We start from the raw sequence: 17,449 nt of genomic DNA on the forward strand, positions 1-17,449 counted from the left end.
CTTCAGTCACCTGGGGAAAATTCTATTCCCTGATTCACTTCGAACCAGTCATCAAGCTTTTGAGTGGCTTCCTCTTTGCCCGATTTGTTCAAGGATGAAAATAGCTGTACAGAGGCGTTTAAGGAGAGCTTTTTAAGTTCATTGCGTACAGATAACAGACTTTGTTTACCCGCGCCTTTTTTGAGTTTGTCAGACTTAGTGAGCAGTATATGTACTGGCAAATCAGCTTGGTTAGCCCAGGTTAGCATCTGTATATCGAATGGTTTTAATGGGTGGCGAATATCCATCATTAACATCATTCCCCGCAAACACTGCCTGGTTTCAAGGTATTGAGCCAAAGTATGCTGCCATTTTAGCTTCATTTTCTCAGGGACTTTGGCATAGCCATAACCAGGAAGATCGACTAAGGCTCGCTCATCGTCGAAGCTAAAAAAATTAATCATTTGTGTACGGCCAGGCGTTTTACTTGTCCTGGCGAGCGCGCTGATTTCCGTTATGCAATTGATCGCACTGGATTTTCCGGCATTGGATCTACCAGCAAATGCCACCTCATAACCTTGATCTTCAGGTAACTGGGACAGCTCAGTAGCACTGCCGTTATAATAGGCTTTTCTATATAGTTGTGACATGGAACCATTTTGGGTGAAAAATTATCCTAACAAGAGTAGCATACCCAAAGTTCTCGATGATGATTTAGCTTAGTTTTCAGGTAATAAAATAATGAAAAAATTAGTGAAGATAGCCATGCTCGGTGTGGCGGTTACGATGAGCACTCAAGTGATGGCGGCCGGCGATATCAATGCTGGTAAGAAAAAAGCGGCTGTATGTGCAAGCTGTCATGGCGCAGATGGAAATAGTCCTTCTGATGCTTTTCCCAAATTAGCCGGACAAGGTGCCGGTTACCTCGAAAAACAATTAGCCAACTTCAAGAGTGGTGAGCGCCAGAATGCGTTGATGGCACCGATGGTGGCCAACTTATCAGAACAAGATATGGCTGATTTGGCGGCATATTTTGCGAGTAAAAAAATGGCACCAGGTGCTGTTTCTGAAGAACTAGTCAAACAAGGCGAGCAAATCTACCGCGCCGGCAACAAAGAAACAGGCGTGCCCGCTTGTATGGCTTGTCATGGACCAAATGGTAATGGCGTGCCTGCGGCGAAATGGCCTAAGTTATCATCACAATACAGCACGTATGTGGAAGCACAGCTTCATGCTTTTGCTAAAGGGGAAAGAGCCAATGACCCTAATAGCATGATGCGTGATATTGCCAGCAAAATGAGTGAAGCCGAAATTAAAGCGGTTTCAGCTTATGTCTTTGGTTTGAAATAATCGTCACACTTTCTCTACATAGCTAATCATTCTTAGCTATGTAGAGAGATTAAAATCGAGTAACGAAACTCGTTTTAAGGCTCACTTCATGTCACAAAATCAGGATTCATCAGTTTCTCATCGCAGTTTAGCTTGGCGAGTTTTTCATTTTTTAGGCACGATGGAATTGGCAATTACATTGCTAATTACCTTAGCTATCGCCTCTGTCATAGGTACTGTTCTTCAGCAAAATCAACCTTATCCTGATTATCTAATCAAATTCGGTCCTTATTGGTTTGAAGTATTTGAAAAACTGGGTTTGTATGATGTTTACAGTGCTTTGTGGTTTTTAGCCATATTGGCATTGCTGGTGGTTTCCACAACTGTCTGTGTCATCCGCCACGCGCCTTCCATGTTCAAAGATATGTTTAATCTGAGAACACATGTGCAGCTTAAATCTTTACGTTCCATGCATCACCGTAGTGAGTGGGAAACTCCGACGTCACCAGAGCAGACTGTCGATGCCGTAAACGCAGCGCTCGCCTCTGATGGCTTTAGGACACGAGTCACTGAGAAAAGTGAAGGAAATACCTTAGTCTCAGCAATGCGTGGTGGCATGAATCGCCTTGGCTATATCCTGACACATGTTGCGATTATTGTGATCTGTGTTGGCGGCCTGTTTGATAGTAACCTGCCACTGAAACTTGCCGAATGGCAGGGCAGAATTCAGGTTGAAACCCGAAATTTACCTCTTCCCCAGGTTCCAAAAGAAAGCCGTCTTCCTGTTGGGCCACAAGCCTTTAGAGGCAGTGTCAGTATTCCAGAAGGAAGAGCGGCGAGTGTGGCTTATCTAGCCATGCGCGATGGGTATTTAGTGCAAAATTTACCTTTCACTATTGAAGTAAAGGAATTCCGTATAGAGCACTATCCAACAGGACAGCCGAAATCATTTGAGTCAGACTTAGTGATTCATGATACTGATTTGGAGAAACCGCTTGAATCTACCATCGCGGTGAATCATCCGCTTATATATAAAGGTTATGCCATTTATCAAGCTAGTTTTGGGGATGGTGGCTCTGAACTGACTTTGAAAGCCTGGCCTTTATTTTCTGATAAAGGTGAGCCCGTTAGCTTAGAAACAAAAGTTTTTAACACACAGCAGATGCTCTGGGGTGATAAAGAAATGCAGTTAGAAATCACCGATTTCAGACCTTTCAATATTAACCCTGATCCTACGGATGATAATCCTAACAATGTTCGTAATTTTGGTCCTAGTGTGACTTTTAAGCTGCGTCAACCTACTGGAGAGGCACTTGAATATCAAAACTATATGAATCCGGTTGAGCGGGATGGCCGATATTATTTCTTGAGTGGTGTTCGTGGCTCGCCATCAGAGGAATTTGCTTATTTGTATATACCTGCTGATGAGAATGACAGCATTGAGGGCTTCTATCAGTTTTTGAAACGACTTCATAATAAAAATGTTGTGAAGGATATCGCCGAGGAAATGAAACTCGCTACATTATCTAGCTTGCAAACAACAGACGATGTTGTTTTGGCTGATAGCCTACAAAAAACCTTAGAAACACTCATCGAGATGTTTAATCGTGGCGGTTTTGGTGAGGTCAGTGAGTTCATTGAAAAAACGCTACCGGAAGCTGAACGTGATGCTTTAGCTCCGGCATATCTGGCCATGCTCAGAGAAATGCTTGGACGTATTTATTTTTCAGGTTTAGAGCTCAAGCAGGGGGAAACGGTTGATCAATCCGAGGTTCTGTTTTTACAGGATGCGATTGATGCGATTGGCACATTACCTCGATATGGCTCTCCTGTGTATTTAGAAATGAGTGATTTCACGCAAATCCAATCAACCGGCTTGCAAATAGCACATGCACCAGGCAAAAGCATTGTTTATCTTGGTTGTGCATTTTTAATTGCCGGTGTCTTCTTATTGTTCTATCTGCCTCAGCGGCGTTTCTGGGTCTGGGTAAGAGAAAAAGACGGCAAATCACAGGTTTATTTGGCGGGGATGACGAATAGAAATCCTCGAGAATTTGATAATTACTTTGAGGATATCAAAGCAAAACTACAGTCAAAGTCACGGAACTCTGACGAAGGATGATGTTCTTAGTTTCTGCTATGCGATGAGGCATTAAAATATGACGGCACACCTCTCAACAATGAAATCAACACTACAGACACCTTGGTCTGTTTGGTTCTGGCGAATCTTAATGTTGGTCACAGCTATTGGGCTTATTGGTACGTATTACGATATTCTCGATTATTATGAAATTACTATCATTGTATTAACAGCGATTGGAATGGGATTCCTGGGCCAATACTGGCCAGGTTTCCGCTGGCATAGTCTGGCTGTCGCCGTATTCAGTTTGTTTGCTGTTTCTTTGTATGGTCAAAGTTTAGACGCCGCTGAGTCGAATTTCTGGCTCAACTATATTCTGGCGAGTCAATCTGCCTTTATGTGGATGAGTGCCTTATTTGTGATGGCGACATTGACTTATTTTGCCGGCACCGTTTTCCGCTCCAGTTTCACAGAAAAAGTAGGCACCGGATTAACCTGGGCCGCTGTCACTATGGGCATGATTGGTCTGATGGTGCGCTGGCGTGAAACCTATCTACATGGTGCAGACATTGGATACATTCCTGTCAGTAACTTGTACGAAGTTTTTATATTGTTTTCTGTTGTAACAGCCTTGTTATACCTCTTTTACGAACGTCGCTATCAGACTCGTAGTCTGGGTGGCTTTGTTTTACTGGTGATTAGTGCAGCGGTAGTATTTCAGCTTTGGTACAGCTTTGAACGCAATGCTCATGAAATCCAACCTTTAGTACCTGCGTTACAGAGTTATTGGATGAAAATCCATGTGCCAGCCAACTTTATCGGTTATGGTGCTTTTGCTATGGCTGCCATGATTGGTGTGGCCTACGTGTTGGTCGTCTGGAGACAAGAGGTAAACCCTGATAGCCGTTGGGTCAAAGCCATGCCAGAGTTAAGTCTGATGGATGATTTGATGTACAAGACAATTGCTCTTGGCTTTGCCTTTTTTACCCTGGCAACCATTTTAGGAGCATTGTGGGCCGCAGAAGCTTGGGGTGGTTATTGGTCATGGGATCCTAAAGAAACCTGGGCATTAATCGTTTGGTTGAATTATGCGGCCTGGTTACACATGCGCTTAACCAAAGGCTGGAATGGTAAACCTATGGCCTGGTGGGCAATAGTCGGATTATTTGTGACGCTATTTGCGTTTCTTGGTGTCAATATGTTCCTGAGCGGCCTTCATTCCTATGGTACGTTGTAATAATTAATTGAAAGTAAAGGATACTCAACGATGATGAGATTAGTGAAAACCCTTGCAACAGGACTCTTTCTGGGTCTGATTTCAACGGCAGCATCAGCTGTTCCGATGAACTTCGTTGAAGGAACCCATTATTTTCCAACAGCTGAGAAGTTAGCAACACCTGACGATGGCAAGATCGAAGTCGTAGAAATGTTTTCTTATACCTGCCCACATTGCTTTAAGTTAGAGCCAGAAGTGGAAGCATGGAAAGAAACACTGCCAGAGAATGTGCATTTTGTGAAGGTGCCTGCTATTTTCAGAGACAGTTGGTTAGAGTTAGCAAAAGTCTATTACGCTGCTCAAGCCATGGGTAATTTTGATAAAGTTCATTCAAAATTATTTAACGCTATCCATGTCGAAAAACGTCGTCTTAGTACAGAAGATCAATTACTTGATTTTGTGGCTGAGCAAGGTATTGACCGTGATGAATTCAAAAAAACCATGAATTCTTTCAGCGTAAAAAGCAAAGTGAAAAAAGCGCTGGTTATGAGTCAGACATCAGGCATTACTGGTGTACCATCATTTATTGTGAATGGCGCTTATCGCACCGATGCCAGCACAGCAGGTGGCGTGCCTGAATTGTTTAATGTGATTAACTTTCTTATTGAAGAGTCATCAGACAACTAAATAAAAACGCCGGGTTTAACCGCAATGCTGATCAGTTAAGAAAACTTGACTGATTCAGTAAACAGATAAGACTCCAGTGATAGTCATATCACTGGAGTTTTTTATTTCCATTCATGCCTTCCTATCAGATATAGCAGAGTGATGATGATCTCTTTTCGGTCACTGCCGCTCAGTCGGCATTTTTTACAATGCAGCGGGTAACTTTTCATCAACAGCCGGAATAGATTGTTCTATTGGTGTGATGATATCTTCATGATGCAAAATAATATTTAAATAGCGTCGAGTATTTTGTACATACCTCACGGGTTCATTGCCACGTGCATAACCATGTCGAGTCTTTGAGTACCATTTTTTCTTAGAAAGTAAGGGCAGGTTTTCTCTAACATCTGTCCAGGAATCAGGATTTTTGCCACGAGTCTGGGTGATGACTCGTGCATCTTCAAGATGACCGAGCCCGGTGTTGTATGCAGCCAACGCAAACCAGGTGCGGTCAGGATCTTTAATACGTTTAGGCAGTCGACTATACAATGAGGCTAGGTAAGCCGCACCTGCAAAAATACTTTGCTCAGGATCTTCCCGGTCAGTGACGCCCATCTGCTTGGCTGTGGCGCGGGTAAGCATCATCAATCCCCTCACACCTGTGCTGGATACGGCTTCAGGGTTCCAATGGGATTCTTGATAAGCCATCGCAGCCAGTAAGTGCCAGTCGAAGCCATACTCATCCGCTGCTGCTTGGAATAGGTCTTTATAGAGTGGTAAATGCGTCTGGATACGACGATGGATGGCACGAGTGTCGACATAATCAAAGCGACGGATGTGCCCATAGTATTTCTCAATCAGTTTATCGAGCTCGCCTGATGCTTCCATATCATGAAAGAAGTCCACGACTTCGAGATAGAGTGACTCGTCATTTGTTGGCGACATGGCCCATGCAAGCGGTTGCGGTTCAGATATATCAAAGGCTACACGTAACTCAGGGAACAAAGACTGGTTGGCAGACATCTCATTTGAGTCAACAATCGTGTAATCAATCAGTTCTAGCTGAACCAGTTCAAGTAAACCTCGACTATCTAACTCTTGATTTTCACGCCAGCTGAGTTCGGGTATTTCTTGCTGTAATTCATGTAATTGTTCGACATGACTGCTATCTGCGACCACTTCAAGTGTGCCAGTGATGATGTCAGTGATGTCTTTTGGTTTTTTGCTGCCGTGTTTATAAACAAGCTGCTGTGTGACTTCATGATAAACGGGACCAAAACGTAATAACTCTTTACGCTGCTCTGTAACGGTTAAACCGGCCGCCGCGATATCTGCTCGACCTTGTTCAATCATATGCAGCATCGTGCCAAGGTTATCCGGCACGATAATCTTGAGTTTGACACCGAGGCGATCGGCAAATCGCTCAGCCAGCTCATATTCAAATCCTGCCAGAGCTTCATTGCCCTTAACATAATAGCTGGTGAGACTATAGCGACTCAGTACACGCAACTCGCCACGCTCTTTTATTTGCTCGAGTTGTGGTGGTGTTTCTCGACATGCCGTTAATAGAACGGTTGCTAGTAGAGAAATGATCAATATTCTCAAAGAGCTTCCTTAATGTATTACCTGGCGATGATTATTACCTTATATTGAATTGAATGCATCCATGGGTGAGCTGTATTTGTGATGAGACTACTGTTTTTATTGGTTTTTTGTAGATTTAGATTATAATTACCCACTTTTTTTATATGGGAAATCATGCGATGAATGCGCCGGAATTATTATTACCAGCAGGAAGCTTGCAACATATGCGTTATGCCTATGCATATGGTGCTGATGCCGTTTATGCCGGTCAACCGCGCTATAGTTTACGAGTGCGTAATAATGATTTCCATAAATTACCCGTCTTGCAGCAAGGTATTGAAGAAGCACATGCCTTGGGTAAGCAGTTTTTTGTGGCAAGCAATCTGATGCCACATAATGCAAAAATTAAGACCTATATGGCCGACATGGAACCGGTGATTGAGATGAAGCCTGATGCGCTTATCATGGCGGATCCGGGGTTAATTATGATGGTGCGTGAGCGTTGGCCGGAAATGCCGGTTCACTTATCTGTACAAGCCAATACAGTCAATTACCAGGCAGTAAAATTCTGGCAGTCTATGGGCTTGTCCAGAGTTATCTTGTCTCGTGAATTATCGTTGGATGAAATTGAGGAAATACGCCAGCTTTGTCCAGACATGGAACTGGAAGTGTTTGTCCACGGTGCATTGTGTATTGCGTATTCAGGGCGTTGTTTATTGTCTGGTTACTTCAACCATCGCGATCCGAACCAAGGTACCTGCACCAATGCTTGTCGTTGGGATTATAAAACACACGCCAGCGATAATAATGATGATTCGCCACAAAAAATCGAATTTAAAGCTTTTGATGCCATGAATCAGCATAGTTTCTCTGACTGCGGTCAGCAAGAAAGGCATCCTTTGGCGGATGATGTGTATTTAATAGAGGAAGCCAACCGCCCTGGCGAACTCATGCCGATTTTTGAAGATGAGCATGGCACTTATATCATGAACTCCAAAGATCTCCGTGCTATTCAGCATATTGAAAGACTGGTCAATATCGGTGTAGATTCATTAAAAATAGAAGGGCGAACGAAGTCAGTTTATTATGTCGCCCGCACAGCACAGATATATCGTCAGGCGATAGATGATGCTCTGGCAGGACGACGCTTTAATCCAGCACTTATCGGTCAGCTTGATAACCTGTCCAACCGTGGTTATACCGATGGTTTCTATCAGCGGCATCCCACACAAGAACAGCAAAATTATTTACACGGCTACTCCAGTAATAAACAACATCAATATGTAGGCGAAGTATTAGCTTATGATGAAGATAAGCAGTGTCTGGAGATTGATGTAAAAAACCGGTTTGCCATAGGAGATAAGTTAGAATTGGTAATGCCCGAAGGAAACAAAACCTTAGTGTTGGATAAGTTATTCGATAAGGAGCTTCATGATATTCAACTAGCGCCAGGTAGCGGCCACAAAGTCTATATTCCATATCATGGACACGCACCGGAGAAAGCACTGCTGGCTCGCTATCTTTAACGCCTGGCTTTAAAAAACTGTTTAATCAGTTGGCTGCTTTCTTCTTGTAAAATACCGGTTTTACATTCCACTCGGTGGTTGATATTAGGCAGAGAAAAGGTATCGATACAACTCCCTGCGGCCCCTGTTTTAGGCTCTGGTGTGGCATAAATACAGCGAGCGATACGGGCATGTATCAATGCGCCAGCACACATGAGGCAAGGCTCGAGTGTGATATAAATATCTGCTCCCGGTAGGCGGTAGTTTTGCATTGTTTGGCATGCCTGCCTTAATGCCATTATTTCTGCATGTGCTGTTGCATCCTGACCGGCTATAGGTTGGTTCCAACCTTCACCAATAATACGATCATCTAAAACAATGACAGCCCCAACAGGGACTTCGCCATTTGCTTCTGCATTACGGGCAAGCTCCAAGGCTCTTTGCATCCAATAATGGTCTTTATCAGACATGGATATTGTATTTGATTAAGTTAAGTAAGCGCTGGCTTGCGCCCTGGCTTTGCTTAATCAGTTGTTGTCCGGCTTCACCCATAGAGGTGCGTTTGGGTGGGTTTTTTAATAAATCAGTGACTGTTGTCGCTAGGCTTTCAGCGTTATCTACCTGAATCACTGCATAGGCATCAATAAACTGTTGTGTAATTTCAGCGAAATTAAATACATGCGGACCAACAATAACGGGACGAGCTAATGCGGCTGGTTCAAGGATATTATGTCCACCAGTAGGTACCAAACTCCCACCCACAAAAGCAACATCAGAACAGGCATAGAATATAGGTAGCTCACCCATGCTATCAATCACAAGAATTTGAATATCACTTCGGCATAAGCCATTTTCACTTCGTCTGAGAATTTTAAAGCCAGAGCGTTGGCAAAGCGCTGCCACTTTGTCAAAGCGCTCAGGGTGACGAGGGACAATAATCAGCAAGAGATCGGGTACCTGTGCACGAATCTGGCGAGAGGCATTCAGAATAATCTCATCTTCGCCTTCATGTGTACTGGCGGCAATAAAAACCGGGCGGTTTCCCCACATTGAACGAATCGCCTCAGCCTGTTCGACAATACTTGCCGATAAATTCACTTCGAATTTAAGGTTTCCGACAGCATGCACTTTTTCTCTGTTGGCACCAAGCGCTATAAAACGCTCTTTATCTTGCTGAGCTTGAGCGGCTATCAAGGTAAAGCTTTGCAGAATGTCGCGTGTTAAGTTAGGAATGCGTTGATAGCCTTTTAAAGAACGCTCTGACATTCGAGCGTTGGCCAGCACTAAGGGAATGCTTTTTTTATGACAATGATAGATAAGATTAGGCCAAAGTTCTGTTTCCATAATGACAGCAAATGCAGGCTGAATCGCATCGATAAAACGCCGCATGAGTATCGGCAGATCATACGGCAGATAGCAGTGCAGCACATCATCAGCGTAAAGATCTTTTACTCGAGCACTTCCCGTTGGTGTCATTGTGGTGATGAGTATCTGATGGCCTGGGAATGACGATTGAATAGCGGCCACTAAAGGTCGGCAAGCTTCTACCTCTCCCATGGAAACAGCATGAACCCAGATAAGCGATTTACTTTTCTCAAGCTTGGGCAGGCTGATAGCGAACCGTTCATTCCAACGTTTGAAATAGGCACTGGCTTTTGTTCCTCGCCATATCAACCGCAGCAGGATCAGAGGCACAGCCAAAGTAAAGACGATATTATAAAAAACTCTCAAATCAGACTCATAAAGCAGCGAAAAGTAAGCAGGAATGATAGCATAGGCGCTACTTTGTGAAAGCAACATAGCCTGAATGAATATTTTCCAGAAACAATTTTTACACCCTCGCTATTGGCCGAGCTGGCTTGGACTGTTACTCATGCGCTTATCAGTCTATTTGCCGGCTAAATTACAGTACCGTTTAGGCTTGTTGCTTGGGCAGATGATGCAACCCTTTATGCGTTCCAGAGCAAAAGTGGTGCGAAGAAATTTAGAACTCTGCTTTCCTGAAATGAGTCAGGAAGAAAGAGAAACCCTGGTCAAAAGCATCCTGAATAATACGGGGATGATGATGATCGAAACAGCAGTAAGCTGGTGGGCATCAGACAAACAACTCTTCCCACGCGTGACTTACGATGGGCTGGAACATTTGGAAGCGGCAAAACAAAAAGGCAAAGGTGTTATTTTACTAACCGGACACTTCACCAGTATGGAAATAGGTGGGCGATTAATTATGCTACAAACCCCTGCCTATGTAATGTTCAGACACCTAAAAAATCCACTCTTTAATGCTGTCATGATGCGTTCGCGGATTTATCATAGTGAGGGTATTGTGATGCGAGATGATGTCAGGGCGATGTTACGTGCATTACGAAAAAATAAGGTCGTGTGGTATGCACCCGATCAAGATTTTGGCCCGAGAAATAGTATTTTCGCCAAGTTCTTTGGCGTGACCGCGGCGACTGTTCCGGCGACAGCACGTATGGTCAAAATGACCAGTGCACAGGTTGTCCCTTTTGTACCTAAACGCAACGAAGATGGTAGTTACCATATTCAAATATTCCCCGCGTGGCGGGACTATCCATCAGGTGATGATGTTGCCGATGCTCAACGTATCAATGATTGGCTTGAGTCCCAGATTCGACTCATGCCAGAGCAATATTTCTGGCTTCATCGCCGCTTTAAAACACAACCTGATGGGAAAGGGCGTTTATATAAGAAAGTTCGATAATCAGAAACTGTAACTCAAAATCAATGATTCTGCACCCGGATTATTTTCACCAATATTGCCATTAGATAAATGATACAAGCCTAGACCAAGTCGGCTTTTATCATTGAATTGATACGCTAATTCGGCGCCTGTTCTAAACTCCATATCGTATCCTAAATCAACGCCGCCACCTTGCTCGTAAGCAGCAATAGCGAAGTTAGGAGTGAGTATCCAGTTGGCATTAAGATAAATGTCATATCTCACACCAGCGTAGCCCCAATAACCACCATCAGAAGTTAATGTTGCCCCAAGAGTAGGAATTAAACCAAAAATGGATGACTGCGGTGCAAAACGATACTCTACACCGACTTCAGCAGCGGTATTATCGTCGAATACCTCAAAGGCACCTAGAGATAATGCGATTTGAGATTCTTGTTCTGCAAGAGCAATGGAGGGGAAAAGAAAGGCGAGAGCAATTGAAGCATAACGAAGATTTCTACTCATTGTCAGGTTCCATGACATATAAAATAAAAACGTTTTATATCATGCTGCTTATTTCGCAGGCAATAACTTCAGACATAAAAAAAGGCCACCGAAGTGACCTTTTTTTGATCCTGCAAAGCAGCCAACAATTAACGTTTTGAGAACTGTGGACGTTTACGTGCTTTGTGAAGACCAATTTTCTTACGTTCAACGGCACGAGCATCACGAGTGATGAAGCCAGCTTTACGTAACTCTGCTTTTAATTCGTTGTCGTATTCGACCAATGCACGACTGATGCCGTGACGAATCGCGCCAGCTTGACCATTGTTACCACCGCCACGAACGGTGATTTTAAGGTCAAATTTTTCAAGCATGTCGACTAGCTCTAACGGCTGACGAACCACCATGCGAGAAGTTTCACGACCGAAATAATCTTCAAGTGTGCGAGTATTAATTGAAATGTTGCCGCTGCCTGGTTTCAGGAAAACTCGAGCTGTTGAGCTTTTGCGGCGACCTGTAGCGTAGTATGAATCTGCCATGACAATATCCGATTAGATTTCCAGCACTTTAGGCTGTTGAGCTGTGTGAGGGTGTTCTGCGCCAGCGTAAACTTTCAGTTTGCCGAACATTGCGCGACCCAGCGGGTTTTTAGGAAGCATACCTTTGACAGCCGTCTGGATAACACGCTCAGGTGCTTTATCGAGTTGTTTCTCCAGCGAGATAGACTTGATACCACCGATATGACCTGTGTGGTGATAATAAATTTTATCTTTCATTTTGTTACCAGATACACGCAGTTTTTCAGCGTTGATAACAACAATGTAATCGCCAGTGTCGACATGTGGTGTGTAGATAGCTTTATGCTTTCCACGTAAACGACGTGCGATTTCAGTAGCCATACGGCCTAATGTTTTGCCGTCAGCATCAATAACGAACCAGTCACGACGAACTTCTGCTGGTTTTGCACTTATGGTTTTCATCCGCGAGTTGCTCCTGATAATTACGCAGGCGGGCTAAATAAAGAGGGAGAATATTACGCATTAAGGAAAAAGCTGTCAACCTTATTTAAGTAAACAACCAAAACAATATTGCGCCAAGCACCAAACGATATATGACGAATGGCCACATCCCTATACGATCAAGCATTTTAAGAAATAAGAAAATACACAGATAGGCGCTAACGGCAGAAAATAATGCGCCAGCACATAAAGAAAACCAGTCTATCACAAGTTGTGACTCTATTAGTTCAATAATTTTCAATCCACCCGCTAGAACGATAACGGGGATAGACAATAAAAAGGAGAAACGTGCGGCAGCTTCACGCGTTAAACCAAGCATCAAGCCTGCTGTAATTGTAATTCCAGAGCGTGAAGTACCTGGAATAAGTGCAATCGCTTGAGCAATACCTATAAATAAAACATCAAACCAATTGAGTTTATTTTCACTTCGAATACGCTTTCCTCGCCAATCCGCCCAACCTAACAGTAAACCAAACACAACAGTCGTAGTGGCTATGACAAGAGGACTACGTAAGCTGGTTTCAACCAAATCACCTAAAAGTAAGCCTGCCAAGCCAACAGGAATGGTGCCAAACAATACTGCCCAAGCTAATTTGCTGTCCCCTACGGTTTGTTTTTGCGCAAGGGATTGAAACCAGTCAGCGATCAATGTTTTTATGGTCTGGCGAAAATAAATCATGACAGCCAACAATGTGCCGACATGAACGGCCACATCAAAAGCAAGTCCTTGATCCTGCCAGTTAGCAATAATGGGTAATAAAATAAGGTGAGCTGAGCTGGAGATGGGCAAGAACTCAGTCAGACCTTGTAATAAGGCCAAGGCAATAATATGTAGCAAATCCATAGAGAAACTGTCGTCCAAAAGCGTAATTTAGAAAAGGCTTATTTTATGTGGGTCATATTATAGTCGCGCCCGTGTTAAAATTGCCGCTCTTAAAATCACTCTTATTTAGAAAGAGGCTTATCAGTCAACATGTCTAACCGAATTCGCGAGATTCCGTACAACTATACCTCATTTTCTGATCGTGAAATCGTCATTCGTTTCCTAGGGGAACCAATGTGGGAGGTTTTGCAGCAGCTAAGTGAGCAGCGCAAAACTGGCCGCTCAGCAAAAATGCTGTTTGAAGTATTAGGTGATATGTGGGTCATTCAACGTAACCCATTTATTCAGGATGATTTAGTTGAAAACCAAAAACGCTGGGGCTCACTTCGTCATGCTTTGCATCATCGATTGGACCAAATTCGCAATCGCGCTGAAGAAAATAACAATGAATTGGCTTTACAGCTGGAGAAAAGTGCTCGACAAGCTGTAGAACGCTTCGAACGTAACTTATTAAGCACTGCTGAGCGTAGAAAAATGGTGATGCGTCGTTTATCGAAAACGACAAAAAAACACAATATCCAGTTTGACGGTCTGGCACGTGTTTCCCACGTCACTGATGCGACCGACTGGCGTGTTGAATATCCACTTGCGGTAGTCACGCCCGATTCAGAAGAAGAGATGGCAAAAATTATTGCTGCCTGTATCGACCTAGGTCTGACAGTCATTCCGCGTGGTGGCGGTACTGGTTATACCGGTGGTGCTATTCCATTAACGGCAGAGAGTGTTGTCGTCAACACCGAAAAACTGGAAGGATTAGGTGATGTTGTTTACCGCCATATTCCTGGTCGTGAAGAAAAAGTACCAACCGTCCGCGCTGAAGCGGGCGTGGTCACACGCCGCGTATCTGATTTAGCCGATCGTAATGGATTAGTGTTTGCTGTTGATCCCACCTCGCAAGATGCCTCGACTATCGGTGGTAATGTCGCGATGAATGCAGGCGGTAAAAAAGCGGTTATGTGGGGCACGGCGCTCGACAATCTGCTCTCATGGAGAATGGTGACGCCGGATGCTACCTGGATGGAAGTCGAACGGCTTAATCATAATCTGAGCAAAATTCATGATATCGAGTTCGCTGAGTTCAAAGTAACGCGTTTTCAACCGGACGGTAAAACGGTTATTGGCGAACCCGAGGTGATGAAAATTCCAGCCAAAGAGTTACGAAAAATTGGCTTAGGGAAAGATGTCACCAATAAATTCCTTGGTGGTTTGCCGGGCATACAAAAAGAAGGCTGTGATGGCTTAATCACGTCTTCGGTTTTTGTTCTGCACCGCATGCCGGATTATATCCGTACCGTTTGTCTGGAGTTTTTTGGTAACGATCTGAGTAAAGCTGTGCCAGCAATTGTGGAGACGAAAGACTATCTCGACAATAACAAAAACGTGCTGCTGGCAGGGATGGAGCATCTTGATGAGCGCTATGTCAAAGCGGTTGACTATTCAACTAAAGCCCCACGCTCTGTCGCACCGAAGATGGTCTTGCTGATTGATGTGGTTGGTGATGATGAAGATGCGGTAGCAGAAGCATGCTCTGAAGTGGTTCGACTGGCTAATGCCCGTGATGGTGAAGGTTTTGTGGCTGCCAGTCCTGAAGCTCGCAAGCGTTTTTGGGCTGACCGTTCACGGACTGCAGCGATTGCGCGTCATACTAACGCCTTCAAAATTAACGAAGATGTGGTTATTCCTCTGGACCGCTTGGCTGAATACAACGACGGTATTGAACGTATCAATATTGTTCAGTCCACACGCAATAAGCTGAAAACAGCAAAAGCCGTGAAAACGTATTTGAGTTCTAATCCAAAAGAACTGAAAGACTGTGGCAATAAAGATTTGGGTGATAGCGCTGAAAACGATGCCATCGTGAATTCCAAGAATGAAGCCGCATGTAAACATGTTGATGTGGTCATGGCTCGCTGGCAGAAAATATTAGATAGTCTGGATACACCTGCTGTTGAGCTGGCTGACTTACTATCGGATACAGCAAAAGCAAATATCGTTGATGGCGATACCTTATTTGATGTACTGCAACGTCGTGATTTACGCATTTCATATCGCGAGGAAATGGAAAAACCCTTAAAAGAGTTATTCCAGGGACAAGCGCTGAGTGTATTAAGGAATAAACTGGATAGTATTCACAAAGAAAACCGTTCAGGCCGTTTATTTGTCGCCACGCATATGCATGCTGGTGATGGTAATGTTCACACAAATATTCCGGTTAACTCCAATGACTATGAAATGATGCATGATGCTGAAGGTATTGTGGATGAAGTCATGGAGCTGGCATCACGACTGGGTGGTGTTATTTCTGGTGAGCACGGTATAGGACTGACCAAAATGCAGTATCTGGATAAAGCCACGATCGATGCATTTGCTGGTTATAAACAGAAAGTCGACCCGAACGGTCATTTCAATGCGGGTAAATTATTGGCAGGCTCTGGTCTGGATAATGCCTACACACCGTCATTGCGTTTGTTAGAACAGGAAGCTTTGATTCTTGAAGCCAGTGATCTGGGTGACATCAACAATGATATTAAAGATTGTCTGAGATGCGGTAAATGTAAACCTGAGTGTACAACACACGTGCCTCGAGCCAACTTGCTGTATTCACCACGAAATAAGATTCTTGGTACTGGTTTGATTATTGAAGCCTTCCTGTACGAAGAACAAACACGTCGTGGTATCTCTGTACGTCACTTTGAAGAAATGAATGATGTGGCGGACCACTGTACGGTGTGTCATCGTTGTCTGAACCCTTGTCCGGTCAATATCGACTTTGGTGATGTCAGTATTAAGTTACGCGAAGTGCTGAAGAAACAAGGCAAACGTCGACCCAATATTGGTACCTGGACGTCAATGGCGTATCTGAATGCGACTGATCCACTCACCGTGAAAATCATGCGTAAAACCATGATCGAATGGGGGTATCAGGCTCAGAAAATGGCACATGGTGTTGCCAAAACGCTGGGCTTATTGGGAAGTAAGAAAAAACGACCCATGCCGACGACGGGTAAAACGCCGATTCGTGAGCAAGTCGTTCATTTCATGAAAAAACCGATGCCAACTGGCTTACCAACGCAAACAACACGTGCGATGTTGGGGGTCGAAGATGAGAAGATGATCCCGATTCTCCGTGACCCGAAAAAGGTCAATGATGAATCAGATGCGGTGTTCTATTTCCCTGGTTGTGGTTCTGAGCGCTTGTTCAGTCAGGTAGGCTTGGCTACTTTAGCTATGCTCTACGAAGTGGGCACTGAAACAGTACTTCCACCAGGCTATCTATGCTGTGGTTACCCACAAGCATCAACGGGTGATCAGGAAAAAGCGACATCGATTTCGACATCAAACCAGGTATTATTCCATCGTCTGGCTAATACACTGAATTATATGGATATTAAGACGGTTATTGTGTCTTGTGGTACCTGTATGGATCAATTGCTGAAGTATCAGTTTGAAGCGATCTTCCCTGGCTGTCGTCTGTTGGATATTCACGAATACCTGATGGAAAAAGGTGTGAAACTGGAAGGTGTGGAAGGAGTACAGTATATGTACCATGATCCTTGTCATACACCAATGAAAACCTATCAGCCGACTTCGGTAGCGAGCACATTGATGGGACAAGATGTGGCATTGAATGACCGTTGCTGTGGTGAAGCCGGCTCGTTTGCTGTGGCGCGTCCAGATATTGCGACTCAGGTGCGTTTCCGTAAAGAAGAGGAAATCACTAAAGGGATTCAGGATCTGACTGGTCAGGATAAAGCGAAAAATGGCAATGTAAAAATGCTGACCTCATGTCCTGCCTGTCAACAAGGTCTGAGCCGTTATAGTGAAGATACTGGGATTGATACTGACTACATCGTCGTGGAAATTGCCAAGCACCTGAAAGGGGATAACTGGCATAAAGACTTTATCGACAGTGTGAAACAAGGTGGTATCGAACGCGTCTTACTTTAATGTGTGATGACATAACCAAAAAAAGGGAGCAATTGCTCCCTTTTTTGTTTTTG

Annotated in this window: 15 protein-coding genes; 7 read left to right on the forward strand and 8 right to left on the reverse strand. The window is 44.0% G+C overall.

All coding sequences use genetic code 11. The features are described from left to right. Positions 1-2 precede the first annotated feature (2 nt). Positions 3-629 (reverse strand): ribosome biogenesis GTP-binding protein YihA/YsxC, encoded by a 627-nt coding sequence (yihA, locus tag QUE24_RS09995; RefSeq protein ID WP_286303690.1) that lies wholly within the window; start codon positions 627-629, stop codon positions 3-5. Positions 630-720: 91 nt separating this feature from the next. Here yihA and QUE24_RS10000 point away from each other — a divergent pair, with 91 nt between their 5' ends. The 4 genes from QUE24_RS10000 to QUE24_RS10015 all read left to right on the forward strand — a co-directional run bounded on the left by QUE24_RS10000 (position 721) and on the right by QUE24_RS10015 (position 5,291). Then, on the forward strand, positions 721-1,329 hold the full coding sequence (locus QUE24_RS10000; protein WP_286303691.1) for a c-type cytochrome: 609 nt from the start codon (positions 721-723) through the stop codon (positions 1,327-1,329). Positions 1,330-1,417: 88 nt separating this feature from the next. Then, complete coding sequence (locus QUE24_RS10005; RefSeq protein ID WP_286303692.1) at positions 1,418-3,430, forward strand: cytochrome c biogenesis protein ResB; 2,013 nt, start codon at positions 1,418-1,420, stop codon at positions 3,428-3,430. A 37-nt stretch (positions 3,431-3,467) separates the two neighbouring features. Next, positions 3,468-4,625, forward strand: a complete 1,158-nt coding sequence (ccsB, locus tag QUE24_RS10010) for a c-type cytochrome biogenesis protein CcsB (RefSeq protein ID WP_286303693.1) — start codon at positions 3,468-3,470, stop codon at positions 4,623-4,625. A 30-nt stretch (positions 4,626-4,655) separates the two neighbouring features. Next, a complete protein-coding gene (locus tag QUE24_RS10015; protein WP_286303694.1) occupies positions 4,656-5,291 on the forward strand; it encodes a thiol:disulfide interchange protein DsbA/DsbL in 636 nt (211 codons plus the stop codon). A 183-nt stretch (positions 5,292-5,474) separates the two neighbouring features. Here the strand turns inward: QUE24_RS10015 and mltF are convergent, their stop codons facing one another. Beyond that, a complete protein-coding gene (gene mltF, locus QUE24_RS10020) occupies positions 5,475-6,875 on the reverse strand; it encodes a membrane-bound lytic murein transglycosylase MltF (protein WP_286303695.1) in 1,401 nt (466 codons plus the stop codon). A gap of 158 nt (positions 6,876-7,033) precedes the next feature. Here mltF and trhP point away from each other — a divergent pair, with 158 nt between their 5' ends. Continuing rightward, the gene (gene trhP, locus QUE24_RS10025; RefSeq protein ID WP_286303696.1) at positions 7,034-8,380 is read left to right on the forward strand and encodes a prephenate-dependent tRNA uridine(34) hydroxylase TrhP; all 1,347 of its coding nucleotides are present in this window, start codon (positions 7,034-7,036) and stop codon (positions 8,378-8,380) included. Here the strand turns inward: trhP and tadA are convergent. Together tadA and waaA are read right to left on the reverse strand one after the other, a co-directional pair. Then, on the reverse strand, positions 8,377-8,829 hold the full coding sequence (gene tadA / locus QUE24_RS10030) for a tRNA adenosine(34) deaminase TadA (protein ID WP_286303697.1): 453 nt from the start codon (positions 8,827-8,829) through the stop codon (positions 8,377-8,379). The two genes, trhP and tadA, sit on opposite strands and share 4 nt — an antisense overlap. Further along, a complete protein-coding gene (waaA, locus tag QUE24_RS10035; RefSeq protein WP_286303698.1) occupies positions 8,822-10,090 on the reverse strand; it encodes a lipid IV(A) 3-deoxy-D-manno-octulosonic acid transferase in 1,269 nt (422 codons plus the stop codon). Before waaA ends, tadA begins: the two co-directional genes overlap by 8 nt. Before the next feature lie 76 nt (positions 10,091-10,166). Between waaA and lpxL the strand changes: the two genes are divergently transcribed. Then, complete coding sequence (gene lpxL / locus QUE24_RS10040) at positions 10,167-11,084, forward strand: LpxL/LpxP family Kdo(2)-lipid IV(A) lauroyl/palmitoleoyl acyltransferase (protein ID WP_286303699.1); 918 nt, start codon at positions 10,167-10,169, stop codon at positions 11,082-11,084. Here the strand turns inward: lpxL and QUE24_RS10045 are convergent, their stop codons facing one another. From QUE24_RS10045 to QUE24_RS10060, 4 genes are all read right to left on the reverse strand, one after another. Next, positions 11,085-11,567, reverse strand: a complete 483-nt coding sequence (locus tag QUE24_RS10045) for an acyloxyacyl hydrolase (RefSeq protein ID WP_286303700.1) — start codon at positions 11,565-11,567, stop codon at positions 11,085-11,087. 128 nt (positions 11,568-11,695) lie between these two features. After that, positions 11,696-12,085, reverse strand: coding sequence for a 30S ribosomal protein S9 (gene rpsI / locus QUE24_RS10050; RefSeq protein ID WP_007146943.1), 390 nt, complete (start codon positions 12,083-12,085; stop codon positions 11,696-11,698). A 12-nt stretch (positions 12,086-12,097) separates the two neighbouring features. Next, positions 12,098-12,526 carry a 50S ribosomal protein L13 gene (gene rplM, locus QUE24_RS10055; protein WP_286303701.1) on the reverse strand — a complete coding sequence of 143 codons (429 nt, stop codon included), beginning with the start codon at positions 12,524-12,526 and terminating at the stop codon, positions 12,098-12,100. 85 nt (positions 12,527-12,611) lie between these two features. Then, positions 12,612-13,409 carry an undecaprenyl-diphosphate phosphatase gene (locus tag QUE24_RS10060; protein WP_286303702.1) on the reverse strand — a complete coding sequence of 266 codons (798 nt, stop codon included), beginning with the start codon at positions 13,407-13,409 and terminating at the stop codon, positions 12,612-12,614. Positions 13,410-13,538: 129 nt separating this feature from the next. Here QUE24_RS10060 and QUE24_RS10065 point away from each other — a divergent pair, with 129 nt between their 5' ends. After that, entirely contained in the window at positions 13,539-17,396 is a 3,858-nt protein-coding gene (locus QUE24_RS10065; protein ID WP_286303703.1) for a DUF3683 domain-containing protein, read from the forward strand. The last annotated feature ends 53 nt before the right edge of the window (positions 17,397-17,449 follow it).

The organism is Methylophaga marina (assembly GCF_030296755.1).
Classification (GTDB): domain Bacteria; phylum Pseudomonadota; class Gammaproteobacteria; order Nitrosococcales; family Methylophagaceae; genus Methylophaga; species Methylophaga marina.